Here is a 16,376-nt window from a genome sequence, read left to right on the forward strand (position 1 = left end):
CCACTTCAACCTGTCAGAAACATCGTCGCCTGGCCGGAAGCCGACAAGGCCCCCGACCTCGACCGCATCCTGCGGCCCCTCGCCTACTGCTGGAAGTGCGGCGAGATGCGCGAGTCGGTCCAGTCCTTCAAGCCGGGCCGCACGGTCGGCCGCTACCGCCAGGCCTACGTCTACTGCTGCCCCGGCTGCGGCTCCATCGTCGAGCCGGGCTACCTCCCCGCGTCCGTCGCGATCGACTGGTCCATCCCGGGCCGTCCGATCGGTGACCGCCTCAAGCCGAAGACCCGGCTGCGCGTGGCCGCCGGAGTCGCCCGCTACTGGGGACCGACGCACCTGGAGGCGGCAGGCAACACCTACGACGCCGCCGACCCGCGCCACCCGCACCACGGCGAAGCCGACGCCTACTACCGCAGCTGGCCCATCACCGAGCCGCTGAAGGCGCTCCACACGAGCAACTCCAAGGCACTCGCCGTCCCCGTCGACGGCCGCGACGGCAAGAGCGCCTACCCCGTCGACGAGGCGCTGCGCACCCAGACCACTCGCCTGGAGACCGCGCTCGCCTACGCACCCGAGCGCACGCCGTTCATCGCCGAGATGTACGGCACTGGCACCGCACGCCCCGTCACCGAAGCCGCCGGCACTTTCACGGCCGGAGGCAACCACCACGCCCTGGTGACCCCGTTCGTCACCCAGTTCCGTGACCGGGTGCGCGACTTCGACCCGTACGCCGAGCCGATGCGGACCGTGGTCGCCGACGGCGCGAACCACGCCCTCATCCACCGCATGAACGGTGGCGGGGCCGAGATGACCACGCCTGCCACGGAGCCGATGCGTACCCTGACCACCGCCGGGCACCAGGCAATCATGCAGCAGCCGCGCGGCCAGCGCGCACCGATCAGCGCCAAGGACCTCGACGCCGCCATGGAGATGGTCCCTGACACCCTGCTGCGGATGTTCCTCCCCACCGAAGTCGCCGCCGGGATGGCCTTCCCCGCCGACTACATGTGGCAGCCGACCAACCGGCTGAAGCCCGTCTCCCAGCGCGACATCACGAAGGCGGCTGGAAACGCGGTCTGCCCCCCGTGTGCCCGCGACATCGTCGGTATCTGCGTCGAGACGATGGGGCTGGTGGGATGAGCGCCCCGGCATCCCTTCTCTCGCAGCGGTGGGGGTTCCGCCAGCACAGCTGGCGGCACCCCGCCGATGGCGGGTTCCATGCCCCGTCCTTCGACGTCGTGCGGCTGCCCGAGCAGCTCGCACGCGATTTCGTCACCCGGCACCACTACGCCGCATCCTTCCCCGCCGCCAGGTTCAGCTACGGACTGACGACCACCGACGACCGCCTCGCCGTCGACGGCGCCACCGTCGGCGGCCGCGCCCTGGTCGGCGTCGCGGTCCTCAGCATTCCGATGCGCGCCAGCGTGCTGAGCAACGTCTTCCCGGAGCTGCAGCCGAACATGCAGACGCTCGAGCTCGGTCGGCTCGTCCTCACCGACACACCAGCGAACGCCGAGTCTTGGTTCCTGCGCCGCGTCTTCGAAAGCGCAGCCGCCGAGGGCATCCGCGGAGTCGTGTCCTTCTCTGACCCCATGCCCCGCACCCGCACCATCGTCGACCAGAACGGCAACGAGCGCGTCGACGAGTACAAGGCCGGTCACATAGGGGTCTGCTACCAGGCTACGAACGCGCTGGCCCTCGGACGCTCCACCCGCCGGACCCTGACCTACCTGCCGCGTCACGGTCTCGTTCTCAGCGACCGCACCCTGCAGAAGATCCGCGCCCAGGAGTCCGGCGCTGACGGCGCGGAACGCCGCCTCGTCGCCCTTGGTGCACCAGCTCGACGCGCCAACGAGAACCCTTCCACCTGGCTCCGTCATGCACTCCAGGAGCTGCAAGTCACGCGCGTGAGACACCCGGGTAACTACCGCTACGCGTGGGCGATCGGCTCGCCCAGCGAGAGGCGTCGCACGCGGATCGGACTGCCCCGCACCCCGTACGCCAAGCCCGACCAGGATCTGCTCGCGCTGTTGTAGCCGCCAGGGCCGGCCCGCGGGCCGGCGTGAAGGCAGGCTCCGCCGCCCTCACGCTCCCGCGGCCGAGGCGAGCAGCGCGACGACCAGCTGACGAGGAACGGGACGGGTAGCCGGAGCATCGAGAGGGGGAATCGTACTAGCGGCCGCTCTCCGCCTGTCAAGGGCCGCTCCCTCCCCTGCATCTCGAAATGGTCGGGGAAGGTGCTCCGCACCTGCGATCCAAGACTCGTGCGCGCTGGGGGTCGGTCGGAACCCTTGACAGGCTCCGGCGTCCGCCAAGTCGGTCCCCTTATTCGATGATCCGCCCACCTCTGATTCCGCGGACACCTAACGAAAGGGAAGAACCGATGAACACGCAGAACACCACCAGCAGCTTCGACCAGATCGGCGGCTACGAGGTCCCCGTCGACCCGATGGACCTCCTCGGCTGCGACTCCTGCCAGTAACCCCGACACCAGCCGACCGCGAGAGGAGAAGACCGATGACCCCCTACACGCCGACCGAGATCCTGCAGGCAGGGATCGACCAGACGCGCGAGACGTTCGCTGACCTGTACGTCGCCACCGCCCGCGCCCGCAAGGCGATCGACTTCCACTGGCACCGTGCGAACGTCGACTCCGCGGTTGAGCCGATCGACGGCGAAGAGCGGCTGGCGGAGTACGCCGCCGGTGCCGGCTTCGGCAACGAGCTCGCCCTCCCCGCCCGCGCCGTCGACCTGACTCGTCTCACCGACGCCGGCCTGGCACTGTTCGCGATCGGCGCGCGCATCGCCCTCCTCGAGCGAGACGAGCTGATCGCGGAGCACGAGCGACTCACCGAGCAGCTCCAGTGGGCTCGCAACCTCCCGACCAACGAGGAATGGCGTCGCTACGTCAGCACCCTGATCCGCAACCACGAGGCCTACCTCCACCGCCAGCAGCCGCTGGTCTCGACCCCCGTCACCCCGTCGGCATGGGCGGTCCGCGTCCCCGGCACCGACACCATCCTTCCCGCGGCCCCACAGAACACGCTGCCCGCGGCCGCCTAGACCGCAGACTCTCGAAAGGAACCCTCATGGCCACCAAGAACGACGCAACTTGGCTCCAGCGCAAGCTCACCAAGCTCTGCCCCAACATCACCGTTACCGTCGACCGCGACGCGCAGAACAACCTGATCGTCACAGGCAGCAGCACTCTCGGCTCGTTCACCGAACGCAGCGCCGACCACGACGTCGACAGCCGGGACGGGTTCTACCAGGCCGTACGCGGATACTTCCTCGACCTCGACAACGACACCGCCCGCGCAGCCGTCAAGGCAGCCGTACCGGAGTTGCCGTACCCGACTCTCCCGCTGACCGGGTTCGAGCCTTCCGGAACCACCAGCCCGGACGACCAGAACGGCGTCGACTACATCGGCTGCGGAGCAGCTGAGTGCGCCGGAGATTGGGACGTGTCTTACCTCGCAGCAGACGGCCACCTTTGGGACAGCGCACGGGTCGACGCGGCCGAAGAGAACGACGTCCTTGCTGGTTACACCGTCTGCAACCACTGCGGCCGCGTCTACCCCAACGCGCACCGCTACCAAGGCCCGATGCCCACCGTCGCTCGCATCGACGTCACCACCGACATCTGGCTCGACGCGCTCGACTTCTACAACCACCGCACCTTCGCCACCCAGCTCACCCGGGCCGCTAACCAGAAGGAGCGGTGAACCATCTGACGGCTGGCAACGACGAAGCGGCGGGGAGAACCGTAGTGGTTCCCCCCGCCGCTTCGTCGTGAGCGCGGTCCGCTGATTACGCGGCCACGTGCTCGCCGTCGCCCTCGGACTCGAACGATTCTTCCGCGGGAGCCTGCGACGTCGCGACGTTGGGCCACGACGGCCCAGCAACCTCCGACGTCGGCTGCTGCTCCGCCGGCGCGCCTGCGGCCGGCGCCGCGTCGACCAGCTTCGACAGTCGCGTGACCTCCGCCGTGCTGATCCCCAGCAGCTCTGCGATAGTGGCGACCGTCTCCAACGAGCGCAGCTCCGCGATCACCTTGCCCTGCTGCAGCTCGAGCGCGCCCTGCTGCGCGTCGAACTCCCGCATGGCCTCCTCGCGCTGCGCCGCGAGCTGATCGAGCTTGTCGAGCGAGAGGTAGTACGACGTCGCCGCATCTTCGATACGGGCTTCCTTCTTCTTCTGCTCCTCCAGCTGCGCTGCACGCGCGGCACGCGCACGCTCACGCGCGAGCGTGGATGCGGACTTGGGCTTCGTGGTCTTTGCCGACATGGGCACACTCCTTCATCGAGTTGTCCATGCTCAACCTCCACTTGAGCACCTAACGCCGCGATTCTATCCGGCCGCCGGCCCTCGCCGCAGGCGGCGAAACACTTCCGGCAGCCAGGCCATCACGCGCACGAGCATCGCAAGAACCAAAGAGCCAGCATCATCCAACAGCTCACCTTTCAGAGCAGGCAGCATCCAGCGACAGTCAATCGCAGAGCCATGCGAAAGCCAGTCTCAGAGCAGCGACCAGCTACACTGAGACACCAGGAACAACACACCTCTTGCACTAGCAGTGTGCGGAACGGCCAAGCAGGAGCAAAAGGGCTGATAAGCCCGCGAATCTGATCCGAAAGGGGGCGGCTGCCGATGATGACAGTCCACGTCCTCCACGCCGGAGACGGGTACACCTACCTCACCCGGCAGGTCGCTTCTCACGACCAGACACGCAAACGCGGCGAAGAACTCACCGACTACTACACCGCCGAGGGCAACCCTGCCGGCGTCTGGTTCGGCAAGGGAGCGGCAGCGCTCGGGATGTCCGGCGAGGTCTCCGAGGAGCAGATGAAAGCCCTCTTTGGTGAGGGGTTGCGCCCGGACGCGGACGAGTTCATCAAGGCCAAGATCGCCGAGGGAATGAGCGCGAAGGAAGCTCACGCGGCCGCGCGTCTGGGACGACGATTCATGGTGCCGCAGACCGGGACCGACGAGTGGGCGAAGATGGTGGGCGCGGCCTACCGCGAGTTCCGCACCGCTCACGGCCGCGTTCCCGAGCCGGGCGTCGAGCGCGATCTGATCCGCTGGGACCTCGCCACTGCCCACCTGCAGGAGCAGCTGGGACGGGCACCGAAGGACAACGAAGTGTCCCGTTTCCTTGCCACGATCGGCAAGCAGGACCGTCAGCCTGTCGCCGGGTATGACCTGGTGTTCACCCCCTCCAAGAGCTTCTCCGTGCTCTGGATCCTCGCCGACAAGGAACGCTCCCAGCAGCTACACGAGATCCACAACGACGCCGTCCGAATGACCCTCAGCTGGATCGAGCAGGAAGCGGGAAAGACGCGCGTCGGCGCCGGCGGGATCGCCCAGATGGACACGCACGGGCTCACAGTGACGATGTTCGAGCACTTTGACTCCCGGTCCGGTGACCCCAACCTGCACACCCACGCGGCCGTCTCCACGAAGGTCCAAGGCATCGACGGCAAGTGGCGGAGCCTGGACGGACGCATCCTCCACAACCTCGGCGTCGCCGCCTCCGAGCGGTACAACATGCTCGTCCAGGTGCTGTCCATGCAGCGCCTCGGGCTGGCCTGGACCGACACCAGCCGCGGCCGCGACAAGCGCCCCGTTCCGGAGATTGCCGGCGTCGACCAGGACCTGTGCCGGGCGCGCTCCAGCCGCAGAGTCGCCATCGAAGACGAGTACGCCAAGCTCGTCAAGGAGTACGTCACCACCCACGGCCACACTCCCCCGCGCAAGGCGCAGCAGGCCATGTTGGAGAAGGCGAACTTGGCCACACGCGAAGCCAAAGACCAGCTGCGCAGCCTGGACGAGATTCGCGACACCGAGGCCGAGTTCGCCGAACAATACCTCGGTGCGGGCGGCACCCAAACCATGCTCGACGCCGCATTCAGTGCGACCGATATCGGCGAACGCGCCCGCATCCTGGAGCCGATGAACCTCGACCAGGTCGCCGAGTACGTGCTGCGCAACGTCGAGAACTCACGCACCACCTGGCGCATCGACCACCTCGAGGCCGAAGCCAACCGAGCCGTCGCCGCGTACTTCACCACCCACCCCGACCTCGACCCGCTCACCTTCCGCGACGCCCTCCTGCAGCGAACGGTCGACCTCTCAGTGCGGCTGACCGCGGACGAACCGAACCCGGTTCCCGCGGCGCTGCAGCTCGCCAACGGGTCCTCGATCTACCGCCTTTACCGCGGCGAGACCTACACCTCACAGCGGATCCTTGACACCGAAGAACGCCTGGTCCAGGCAGCACCGACCACCGCCGGATTCCGCGTCCCGGAAGACGTTTTCGACGCGACCCTCGCGCAGGTGAACGCCGCTCAGATCGCCGCTGGCAAGTACGCGCTCGACCCGACCCAGGCTGCACTCGCCCGCCACTTCGCCTGCAATGGTGGACTCATCGACATCGGAATCGGCCCCGCGGGAACCGGCAAGACCACCTCCATGCGCGCCTTCGCCCGCGCCGTTGAAGCCGCCGGCGGCCGCGTGCTCGCCGTCGCACCCTCGGCCGCGGCGTCGACCGTCCTGGCGGAAGAGATCGACGTCGAAGCCGACACCGCCGACAAGCTCATCCAGATCCACACCACCGGAACGCCCGAACAGCGCGCCAGCGACCGGTACCGCATCGACGCCAACACCGTGCTCCTGATCGACGAGGCCGGCATGGCGAGCCTCCCCATGTACGCCAAGCTCCTAGAACTGGCAGAAGCTCACGGAGCCAGCATCAAGGCCCTCGGCGACTACCAACAGCTGGCCGCTGTCGAAGCCGGCGGCACGCTGCGGCTACTCGACAAGACCGTCGGCGCCGTCGCACTCGAACACGTCTACCGGTTCGTCGACCAGGAAGAAGCCGCAGCCACGCTGCGCCTGCGGGACGGCAAGGAGACCGCACTCGACTTCTACGTCACCCGCGGCCGCACTCACGGTGGACTGCGGATGACGCTGCTGGAGGACATCTACGACGCCTTCCTGCGCGACGAGGCCGACGGCAAGGAAGCGCTCATGCTGGCGGCCACGAACGAGGAAGTCGTCGCGCTCTCCGCCCGCGCCCGCATCGACAAGATCGCGGCCGGAACCGTCTCCCCTGAGGGCCCGACCCTGCACGACGGCAACCGCGCCGGCGTCGGCGACCGGATCGTCACCCGCGACAACAACCGGCGATTGCGCGCCAACCAGGGCAAGGACTTCGTCGCCAACGGTGACCTCTGGCACGTCCTCGAAGTCGGCGACGACGGTTCGCTGAAGGTCAAGAGCATCCGCCACGAGGGCGTCGTGACGCTCCCGGCCTGGTACGTGGCCGAGCACGTCGAGTTGGGCTACGCCACCACCGTCAACCGCTCCCAGGGCATGACCGTCGACACCACCCACACGATGATCGACCCGGACGGGACTGCCCGCGAACAGCTGTACGTGGCAGCGACGCGCGGCCGCCAGGGCAACCACCTGTACGTGATCACCGACGACACGTTGGCCGCCGACGGCCACAGCCCTGACCGGGATAAGGACTCCATCCTCCACGGCCTCGAACGAGTCCTCGCCCGCGAACAGGCAGAGCTCTCCGCTACCGAGACACTAGAGCAGGAGCAGGAGGCTGCAAACTCGCTGCAGCGGCTCGTGCCTGCCTACGAGGACGCCAACGTACGCGTTCTCGGCGAAGTCACCAAGATGAAAATGGAGATCATCCTGCGCAGCGTGCTGGACCGCGACGCGGCCGGCCGCATCACCGACGACCCGGCGTGGGCGGCCCTTGCCGAACGTCTCGCCGCGCACGAAGCGCGCGGGTCGGACGTGCGAACGGTCCTCCGCAACGCCACAGCGAGCCGGGACATCGACGGCTTCAACGAAGCTCGGTCCTTGGCCAAGGTGCTCCACTACCGGGTCGGCGACCCCGCCGGCGTACCCACTATCGAACTGCCGTCGTGGATCACCCCGGCACCGGGAAGCGTCGGACACGACCCGACGGTGCGCGATTGGGTGAACCAGCAGGCCGACCTCATCGCCAACCGCATCAACGCCCTCACCGACCTCACCGAAGCGACCCGGCCTGTGTGGATGGAGTCGCTGGGCAGCGCCCCGGAGGACAGCACCCAGCGGGCACTTTGGCGGCGCAACCTGGCGCGGATCATCGCGTACCGCGACTATCACCACATCACCGCAGACACACCACTGGGGCCGCCACCTGCCCACGATGACCCAGCCTACGCAGACGCGTTGGCGGCCCTGCGAGAGCTTCGGGCGCCGGCGGCAACCAACGGCCGACCCACCGCAGAATCGTCCCCGGCCGATCGCGTCGACGTCGCGGAACGGGTGGACAACGTCACCGCGGCCCAGACCAGCCGCAGACCGCTCGACGTCGACGAGGAACCCCACCGCTCTCTCAGCGGGCCAGAGCTCTAACCGCCCGCCAGCACAGAACGGCCGCCTCCGGGATCACCGGAGGCGGCCGTTTGTACGCGGGATTGGTGGGGACGTCACATCACGCAGTCGCCACGAGGGAAAGTCCTGAGGCTGCAACCGCGGGCGATGGCTCTCCCGCCTTGCGTGTGAGCGCGGTGCGGCGGATCAGAGTGTCAACGATGGTAATGGTGCCGTTGCCGGCGGATGACGTTGTCGTCGTCAGTGTCCAGCCACGCAGGATGAGGGTGGCAAGACGCGTCTCACGCTCGCCGATCCGTCGCTCCTGTTCGGTGCTGGATGCTGGTCGGAAGGTGGTGACAACGGTGGTCACCGGAGAGTTGTCACCATCCCTCATTCGGCCCAGTCCTCCTCCGTCGGCGGTGCGTCCGCATCCGTGAGCGCGGGCGGACCGTCGGCGCGTACCGGCTCCGTGACGTGCTCTCCTTCTGGGCGTGAGCGAAGATCGTCGAGCACGAACTCGGCAAAGTTGTCGTCGTCAGGAGTCCTGGGAAGGGGGTCCGCGGGCGTCCAGGGTGCGTCGGTGGCGTGGCTGGTTGGGAACAGATTCAGCGCCCGCATCCGTTGGAAGGTGGGCCACAAGCAGCGTTCATGCCACTCAACGAGGTCGAATGATGGCGCTGCTCTCGTGCGCCGGTAGACGTACTGGTGGGAGACCATCAGGGCGGTGAGCATTTCGACCGCGACCGGATGCTTGTACCAGTCGTTCAGCAGACGATAGGTGTCGTCGCCGCTGAGATGGACGAGGTATCGGTCGCGCAACCAGTTCACCCAGTCATAGAGCTCAGCCCACAACTCCTTGGCCGCGTCCTGGTCGAGTGTGCGCCACGACCAGGGGCCTCCGGGGCGCGCCTCGAGCCAGTCGAGGATCTTGGTCATCTGACCGCCCAGGCCCTGGAAGGCTCCTTCGAGGTTGTCGATATCCTCTGCTTGCGCTCCGATGCGGCCTTCATGGTCGGCGACTGTCGCGCCGAGCGTGAGTGGCCCGAGCGGCTGCTTCTTCCTGCGGCTCATGCGGCAAGCCCTAGCTCGCTCCGGGTGTGGCTCTGGCTCATCTCGTAGTCACCGGCATCGTCGCTTTCCCACCATGCGGGCAGCCGCACGATTACGGCTGGGAGGTTCCGGTAGAACATGATCGCCATGCCCTCGTCGAGCGCATGCAGACGGCCCACCGTGAATACGTCGGTCTCCTGGGTGGAAGCCGACGTGGACGTGCCGGACGGCCCGTCCGTAGTTGACTCGCGAGTGACCTCACGCTTGTCCGCGAGATTAGAAAGCTCGCGGAGGAAGTCGTAATCGCGCGACCCACCGAACAAGATCAGGCAGGACGAGAGCCGGAGGATGATGTCCGCGCCTTCGGTGCCGAAACGCTGCTCGCATTGCTTGCGGCCCTGGAGGATGGCAGCGACCTGAATGCCGTGCCCGCGCCCGTCGGTCATCAGTGACGGCGCAGACGGGAGCGGACACACGTTGGCCAGCTCGTCGAGCACGATCGTCAGCACGGGGCTGAGCGGCTTCTGCTCGCCTGCGTCCATAGCGGCAGACTGGAGGGACTCGACCAGGGCGGTGATGACCGGAGCCGCCAAGCCCTTCTTCTTGCTCATCAGGTAGAGGGTGTCGGTGGAGGCGATGAACGCCTCGAGGTTCAGCATGATCACGCCGTCGGCCGGGCAGACCGCGTCGAGGATCTCGTCGATCGCCAGCGCCTTCAGCAGGATCGTGATGGTCTGCTGAATGTTGTTACGTGTCTCGACTGCATCCCCGCGGGCAAAGGTCTTCAGGTCATTGAACCAGCGGTGGTTTGCCTTCGGGTGCTCGCGAAGGATCGTGTACGGCGTGTTGTTGGAGAGGTCCTGCATCCAGTCGATGACGTCGCGGAACGTGTACTTCTTGTCACTGCCGGGCATTCCCAAGGCGGCGGCGTGCATCATGCAGCGCAAGATCAGCGAGGCCGACTCTTTGAAGAACCCGGAGTTCTTTGAGTCCCCGGACAGCGGCATCGCGTTGGCGATCGCGTCGGCGCGCTCCATCGCCACCGCCGCACTCTCACACCCCGCGACGATGTCCCAGTGGACGCGCCACTTCCATGGAAGGAGTGTGCGGTATTCGGGGGCAAAGGTGAGGGCACGACCGACGCGGCCGCGGATCCACGCGGTGAGCAGGAACACATCCAGGCGCGTGGAGGTGGTCACGCAGGCGCCGGCAGCGCGCGCGACCATTTGAACGACGAAGCGCATCGTCTTACCAGCGCCGGATGAAGCGACGACGGTGAAGGAGTCCTCGCTGTTGGCGTGGAACGGTTTCCTGCCGATGAACGCGAACGGATGCGGGAGCGTGTTGGTGCGTGCGTTCTGTTTCCGCCGGTGTTGCGCCGTCATCAGGCCGTTGTCGTCCGAATTGCGACCGGGGTGGAGGCGGCGGATCGCGACCACGATTGCCCACCATAGAAGGGCGCCGACGATCAGGCAGGTCACGAGCACCGTCACGAATGCCGGCAACGATCCGAGGGTGACACCGTGCGGGAGCGGCTTCCCGATGACGAGGGAAAGCAGCACGATCAGGCTGCGGAGCGGGTTGGTGATGGGGACACCGGAGCCCGTGAGGACGAGCGCGATGTGGGCGCTGGCGAGAATGATCAGTCCGCCGAGCGTGAAATCGATCTTGGCGCGGGTTTCGCTGGACATGTGAGTTCCCTCTCGTGGGCGGCGGTCAGGCCGGGGGCGGGCAGGCAGTTGCGTTGTCGCAGCTGGCTGGCTGCGGGTCGGTGACTCCGCCGAACCAGCTGTTGGCTTGCGGGACGAGGAAGAGCAGGCCGATGGCGACGACAGCCGTGATTGCGGCGGTGACGATGACCGTGCGCAGCTTCATTCCGTTGAAGGAGCGCGTCCCCCGGGCGCGGGAGGTGCCGGCGACGATGGCGATGACAGACGCGGCGGCACCGACCGAGGCGACAGCGTAGGGGATCAGCTCCGGCCGGGAGAGAACGGTCATCACGACGGCCCAAATAGCCCCGGCGGCGGCCCAGATGAGGGCGAGACGCAGGCGACGGCGCGTGTGCTCGGTTCGACGGCTAACGTCGCCGTCGGGTCCGTTTGGAGTGCTGGTTCGCTGCGAGCCGAGGATCCTGACCAGGAGGATCGTCTGAACGGCGGCGGCAAGGATGCCGACGACGGCGACTGCGGCACCAAGCCAGGAGGTGGAGGTGAGCACGGACAGCGCCCACGCCGAGGAGGGGGACGCGGCGATTGTTTGAACCATCTGTTGTTCCTTTCAGCCGGCGGGGAGGATCAGCTCGGCGGTTGTGCGCTGGAAGTCGACATGGACGTGGTTGCACGTGTCGGCGATTTGCTTGATTCCGGGTAAAGACAGGCTGGTCCCAGCGTTGGCGCGGCAGTCGGACTGGCCGACCTGGGACCCGGCGGGAATGATCGGGCCGATGAACGTGATCAGATCGATCGACGGCTGGTTCGCGCCGGTGAGCGTGTGCCCGCCGGCCATGTAGAAGTCGACCGCTGTGGAGGGGTCGAAGCAGTGCGCGGAGAACTCGCAGTTCTGCTTGGAGCCGATGCAGGGGCGGTTGAGGTCGCTGATCCCGATCGTTTCGAACTTGTGCAGTGCTGCCACCAGGAGCTGCAGCACGCGGACATCGATGTGGCAGCTCGCCGTGACCTTGCCTGACGCGATCGGCGCGATCTCTGCGTCGATCAACCCGGGCTCGGCCTTGTCGGTGAACGTGCCCGCCTTCTGCGCGGCCAGGAGCTCGTTGGAGAGGGCGACAGCGTCGCCTGAGACCGCGCACCCCGCGGCGTTGGTTCCGCTGAGGACCGCGACAACCTGCACTGCGGGCGCCCAGTAAGCGCGGTAGAAGAAGGGATCGGCATTTCCCTGCACTTTGTGGGCAGCGATAGTCGGTTCGAGGTCCTGCCAACCGGCGACACCGGCGAGACGCTGGAAGAACGTCGTCGCGGCGTGGGTGGGGTCCATCACTTCGGCTTTGGTCCCCCAGGTGCCAAGGCACCACTGCTGCTGGAACAGGCCGAGCGAGCAGGTGAGAGATCCGTCGGGATTGGTAACGCCGGCCAGATCGTCTCCGTAGCCGAGGTTCCGCAGCCCGGACTCGCCCATCGCGGTCATCACTCCGATGGTCTGCGCGGTGCGGTCCATGCCGAGCGCGGCGGCAGCATTCATGATGAGGGCCGCGTTCACCAGCCGATCGTGTGCGTACCCGGCGACAGGCTCCGCCTGGACGCTGGCCACATCAACGGAGGCACCGGCCTGGGGGCCGCACGCCGATGCGGCGCCACCGGAGAAGAGGAGAGCGACGATCATTGCGCCAACGATTGCCGGGACGGCGAGGATGGTGAGGATCTTCACTGCTCGGCTCCCGGCGCGATGGCCCGGTCGACCTCCCAGCCGCCGGCCGGGTCGGTGCGTGCGAGCTGGACGAGATATGTGCCTGCGTCGGTGGGGATGCGCACCTGCGCGGCGACGTCGGATGTCGAAATGATCTCGGCCGGCCCGATGACGTGACGAGCCGGGATGAGGTTCGGGTCCGTGTCCGCGTAGGCGGTGCGAGCGTAGGAGGACAGGTACGGCGCGATTCCGTCGAACCACTCATTAGGAGAACGGCTCGTGGCAACAAACGCCTGCATGAAGGCGACGGCAACCTGGTCGGCCGCGGAAGCGTCAGGGGCGGGGGTCACAGCAGCGGGAGTCCAGCCCTCGACGTCGACCGTGGGAGCGACGGTCGGTGTCGTGGTGGCGGGCTGGGCGCATCCTGTCAACGCCGCGGCGATCGCGAAGGCGAGTACGACGATGACGCGCCGACGAGCGCTCATGCGGCGGTCCGTCGCTTCTCGTCACCGACGAGGCCACCGTCGGTGTTGGTGAGCGTCTCCTCGAGCTTGGAGCGCAGATGGCGGACGTGAATCTCTGCCTTCTGCCCGCGCTTGAGGTAGTGGTGCCCCTTCTCCAACGTCATCAGGGTCTGCGCGGCACCCGGCTGCAGGCCGGTGATCCGCTCAACGGCCTCCGCGTCGTCGCGCCGCTCTTGCCGGTACAGGTGCAGGGTTCCGGCCTCTTTGATGAACGCGATCGCGGGGTCATCCGGCGGAATGTCGTTGACGTGGTGCAATCCGACAACAAGGCACAGCCCGAGACCGCGGGAGAGCTTGGCATTGGAGCGGATGATTTTGCCCATCGGGCCGCCGACGAGAAACCACCCCTCGTCGACGATGAAGTAAGTGACGATCTTCTGACCGGCCACACGGGAGCGACGAATCGTTCCGAGCACCCAGACGTTGATCACCATCATCACGATCGAGATCAACGGGCCGTCTTCCGGAAGCCCGTTGATGTCGAAGACGGTGAGCTTCTCGTCGAGCCTCACGTCCTCGCTGGTAGGTCCGTCGAACAGGCCCGGGAACTCCACGATTAGCCGCTCGAGCAGCGCGCCGACAGTCGCGGCCGCCAGCGCGTACGCCTCGGCCACATTCGCTCGCAGGTTGTCGGCGGGGGCGAAGTATTCGAGTTCGGCGATCAGATCCATCAGCTGCGCCCTGTCGCCGCGTGACGTGACAACGTCGGCAAGCGCGTGGCGCAGCATCTTGCGCTCAATGGCTGTCAGCGGGGTGCCATCGTTCAGCAGCTGGCACGCGTTCGAGAGGATCGCGAGCGAGCCGCCGGAGTTTCCCGCGGCGAGCAGCGCAGGGTCCAGCAGGTTGATACGCGAGCCGAACCCATCCAGCGAGAACCGGATCGGATTGACGCCTGCAGTCTTGGCGACGGGCTGATATTCGCCGTAGAGAACCTGTTCGCCGTTGGGGTTCTCGTCCACGCTGCCCGGCTTGTAATCGACGACGACGAACCGGGTGTTCTTCAGCAGCAGTGGGCGCAGGAGGTAGACGCATTTGATGAGAGATGATTTGCCGGAACCGACAGCTCCGAGCACGGCGACATTGGGGGAATCAACGATGCCGAGCAGGTACGCGGTTACGGGGTCGTGGGCGACCATCGACCAGGTGAGTCCGTCCTGGCCGATCAGGATCCCCTCTGTCGAGGTGGGGGCTGCGGTCAGCGCAAGGTTGAGGATCTCCGTCTGCCGAGTCGTCGACGGCGCCCCCTGCACTGCGACCCGGCCGAAGCCGAGCATTCTCTTGAACCAACCCTGCTCTCGTTCCCAGCCTTGAGGCTCATGCGGGGCATCGGCCAGCAGGATCATTTCCATTGATGGAGAGGTCAGACGGTCGATGTCGAGGTCGATCGGGGTTTCTCGGGTGTCGGTCACAGCGCTTCCTTCGGTCCGGTGCCGGCCAGGACGTCGCGCACGCGCGCGTCGGTCGAACGGGGTGTTGGGGTGATGCCGCGGCCGGTGGGCCAAGTGGTCGCGTTCGCGGTGGCGTGCAGGGAGTCGATCCACTCGAGGTGATCGATTCCGGCTTGGCCGGCGGCGTCCTCGATGGCTTCCGTGGCGTCGACCATCGCTGTCTTGTTCGCAGCGTGGATGGTGATGTACCCGACCCAGTTCGCGCCATGGATACCGGTTCCCGGTTCAAGATCGCCGAGGCGGCGGGCTGAGGCGCGCTGCCCGACGTTCGTCGCCGCGTCGACCAGTTCGCCCTTCTTGACCGCGCGGAGCCGGTCCGCTTCATCCGAGGTGAAGTCCGCGGCGGCCGCCTTGCGGGCTTCCTGCTGCGAGGTGACCTCAATGTGGAAGGAGATCGTGCGCACGACCGGGCGGGTCATCCTGGTGAGCAGTGCGTCATGCCAGAACACTCCGCGTTCACCCGTCTCGACGTGCTCGGCCGTGATTCGCGCTGTACGCGCCAAGGAGACGGCCAGCTCACCGTCGAGCTCCGCAGAGTAGGTGGTGTACGACCACTCGTCCTTCGAGGGGAGCCAGCCGCTGTAGGCGGACAGGTCGTCGATGCGGGCGATGTCGTACTGCGGCAACTGAAGGTGCCGGAACACCGCGGCAGTCTGCAGGGCGGTGAGAGCGGTGACGTTCTTGAATCCCGCAGCCAGAAGGTCGGCTTGGATGCTGCGGATCTCATCGTCCATCAAGGCAACCCAGCCCTCACGGCCTTCGCCGCGGCGGGCGGCGCGGGCACGAAAGCGAGGCGACAGCGGCCAGCTGATGGTGATGTACCGATGCTGGACGGGTGATGAAGCGGTGTACTTCGTTAGGAGCTGCCGGTAGGAGACGGCGAGGATACGCGGGACACGCGAACGGACGACCCCGTCGATGGTGACCGTCTCATCATCGAGTCTGCTTCGGAGCCAGGACGCGTGGAGCGCGGAATCGGCGTGCTGAACGTGAGAGACGTACTGAATGCGTTGCGCAAGAGACTGCCGGGAGCCGAAGCCAGCTGCAAAGCGTCCCGCCGCGGCGGACGCGTAGTCGTAGACGGGCTCCCCGTCGAGCCCTTCGACCTGTCCGGCCGTGGCGAAAGTGACCGCCAGGTAGCTCTCAGCACCGTCAGGCTCGTGAAGTTGGATACCCGGCTGACGGCGGCGGGATCGCAGCCACGAAAACCCGTCCATCCCGTCCGGGACATCGCGCATGGCCCGCAACTGAAGCAGCGCCGCCCGTCGCTGGCGGCGACCCTTGGCGGTGTTGTAGGCCTCGGTGAACTCCTCCCACATCTCGGGAATGTAGGGGATGAAGTGGTCGTAGCCGTTCTTCACCTTGCCCCGCCAGGCAGCCCTGCGCACCACCCGGGAAAGGAGGGAGCCGTTCCGGGTGGACATGGTTGCCACCCACGCGGCCGCCACCAGGAGGATCCCGATAAGAAATCCCCAGGGCATGAAAAGCAGCGCGACGATGAAAGCGGCGACGCCGGCGATTGCGAGCGTCCAAAGGCGGCCCTTGCCGACGTTGCCGCCGAGGAAGCCGCGAGATGTCGACTCGCCGCCAAGAACTCCGGTCCGTGCCATTG

Annotated in this window: 13 protein-coding genes and 1 pseudogene; 5 read left to right on the forward strand and 9 right to left on the reverse strand. The window is 66.9% G+C overall.

The features are described from left to right. The 4 genes and pseudogenes from JNB50_RS20075 to JNB50_RS20090 all read left to right on the forward strand — a co-directional run. Positions 1-1,137, forward strand: a pseudogene (locus JNB50_RS20075) (hypothetical protein); the annotation flags it as partial. Beyond that, on the forward strand, positions 1,134-2,033 hold the full coding sequence (locus JNB50_RS20080; RefSeq protein WP_208041924.1) for a hypothetical protein: 900 nt from the start codon (positions 1,134-1,136) through the stop codon (positions 2,031-2,033). The pseudogene JNB50_RS20075 and the gene JNB50_RS20080, both read left to right, overlap by 4 nt. Before the next feature lie 481 nt (positions 2,034-2,514). Next, entirely contained in the window at positions 2,515-3,060 is a 546-nt protein-coding gene (locus JNB50_RS20085) for a hypothetical protein (protein ID WP_208041925.1), read from the forward strand. 26 nt (positions 3,061-3,086) lie between these two features. After that, complete coding sequence (locus JNB50_RS20090; RefSeq protein WP_208041926.1) at positions 3,087-3,722, forward strand: hypothetical protein; 636 nt, start codon at positions 3,087-3,089, stop codon at positions 3,720-3,722. Positions 3,723-3,807: 85 nt separating this feature from the next. Here the strand turns inward: JNB50_RS20090 and JNB50_RS20095 are convergent, their stop codons facing one another. After that, a complete protein-coding gene (locus JNB50_RS20095) occupies positions 3,808-4,284 on the reverse strand; it encodes a hypothetical protein (RefSeq protein ID WP_208041927.1) in 477 nt (158 codons plus the stop codon). 363 nt (positions 4,285-4,647) lie between these two features. Between JNB50_RS20095 and mobF the strand changes: the two genes are divergently transcribed. Next, positions 4,648-8,421 (forward strand): MobF family relaxase, encoded by a 3,774-nt coding sequence (gene mobF, locus JNB50_RS20100; protein ID WP_208041928.1) that lies wholly within the window; start codon positions 4,648-4,650, stop codon positions 8,419-8,421. A gap of 79 nt (positions 8,422-8,500) precedes the next feature. Here the strand turns inward: mobF and JNB50_RS20105 are convergent, their stop codons facing one another. The 8 genes from JNB50_RS20105 to JNB50_RS20140 are packed head-to-tail and all read right to left on the reverse strand — an operon-like array spanning position 8,501 to position 16,374. Beyond that, positions 8,501-8,752, reverse strand: coding sequence for a hypothetical protein (locus JNB50_RS20105; protein WP_208041929.1), 252 nt, complete (start codon positions 8,750-8,752; stop codon positions 8,501-8,503). A 20-nt stretch (positions 8,753-8,772) separates the two neighbouring features. Further along, a complete protein-coding gene (locus JNB50_RS20110; protein ID WP_208041930.1) occupies positions 8,773-9,453 on the reverse strand; it encodes a hypothetical protein in 681 nt (226 codons plus the stop codon). Beyond that, positions 9,450-11,123 (reverse strand): type IV secretory system conjugative DNA transfer family protein, encoded by a 1,674-nt coding sequence (locus JNB50_RS20115; RefSeq protein ID WP_208041931.1) that lies wholly within the window; start codon positions 11,121-11,123, stop codon positions 9,450-9,452. The genes JNB50_RS20110 and JNB50_RS20115 overlap by 4 nt, the downstream gene beginning before the upstream one ends. A gap of 25 nt (positions 11,124-11,148) precedes the next feature. After that, complete coding sequence (locus JNB50_RS20120; RefSeq protein ID WP_208041932.1) at positions 11,149-11,697, reverse strand: hypothetical protein; 549 nt, start codon at positions 11,695-11,697, stop codon at positions 11,149-11,151. A gap of 12 nt (positions 11,698-11,709) precedes the next feature. Beyond that, positions 11,710-12,813, reverse strand: coding sequence for a hypothetical protein (locus JNB50_RS20125; RefSeq protein ID WP_208041933.1), 1,104 nt, complete (start codon positions 12,811-12,813; stop codon positions 11,710-11,712). Continuing rightward, positions 12,810-13,277: a hypothetical protein gene (locus JNB50_RS20130; protein WP_208041934.1), complete on the reverse strand. Its 468-nt coding sequence runs from the start codon at positions 13,275-13,277 to the stop codon at positions 12,810-12,812. Before JNB50_RS20130 ends, JNB50_RS20125 begins: the two co-directional genes overlap by 4 nt. Further along, a complete protein-coding gene (locus tag JNB50_RS20135; protein WP_208041935.1) occupies positions 13,274-14,725 on the reverse strand; it encodes an ATP-binding protein in 1,452 nt (483 codons plus the stop codon). The genes JNB50_RS20130 and JNB50_RS20135 overlap by 4 nt, the downstream gene beginning before the upstream one ends. After that, complete coding sequence (locus JNB50_RS20140; RefSeq protein ID WP_208041936.1) at positions 14,722-16,374, reverse strand: hypothetical protein; 1,653 nt, start codon at positions 16,372-16,374, stop codon at positions 14,722-14,724. Before JNB50_RS20140 ends, JNB50_RS20135 begins: the two co-directional genes overlap by 4 nt. Positions 16,375-16,376: the final 2 nt, after the last annotated feature.

Source organism: Leifsonia sp. TF02-11 (assembly GCF_017565305.1).
Taxonomy (GTDB): Bacteria; Actinomycetota; Actinomycetes; order Actinomycetales; family Microbacteriaceae; genus Leifsonia.

Coding starts and splice junctions, on each gene's coding strand:
- JNB50_RS20120 (WP_208041932.1), bottom strand. CDS start 11,697: ATGGTTCAAACAATCGCCGCGTCCCCCTCCTCGGCGTGGGCGCTGTCC.
- JNB50_RS20130 (WP_208041934.1), bottom strand. CDS start 13,277: ATGAGCGCTCGTCGGCGCGTCATCGTCGTACTCGCCTTCGCGATCGCC.
- JNB50_RS20115 (WP_208041931.1), bottom strand. CDS start 11,123: ATGTCCAGCGAAACCCGCGCCAAGATCGATTTCACGCTCGGCGGACTG.
- JNB50_RS20090 (WP_208041926.1), top strand. CDS start 3,087: ATGGCCACCAAGAACGACGCAACTTGGCTCCAGCGCAAGCTCACCAAG.
- JNB50_RS20095 (WP_208041927.1), bottom strand. CDS start 4,284: ATGTCGGCAAAGACCACGAAGCCCAAGTCCGCATCCACGCTCGCGCGT.
- JNB50_RS20110 (WP_208041930.1), bottom strand. CDS start 9,453: ATGAGCCGCAGGAAGAAGCAGCCGCTCGGGCCACTCACGCTCGGCGCG.
- JNB50_RS20140 (WP_208041936.1), bottom strand. CDS start 16,374: ATGGCACGGACCGGAGTTCTTGGCGGCGAGTCGACATCTCGCGGCTTC.
- JNB50_RS20080 (WP_208041924.1), top strand. CDS start 1,134: ATGAGCGCCCCGGCATCCCTTCTCTCGCAGCGGTGGGGGTTCCGCCAG.
- mobF (WP_208041928.1), top strand. CDS start 4,648: ATGATGACAGTCCACGTCCTCCACGCCGGAGACGGGTACACCTACCTC.
- JNB50_RS20085 (WP_208041925.1), top strand. CDS start 2,515: ATGACCCCCTACACGCCGACCGAGATCCTGCAGGCAGGGATCGACCAG.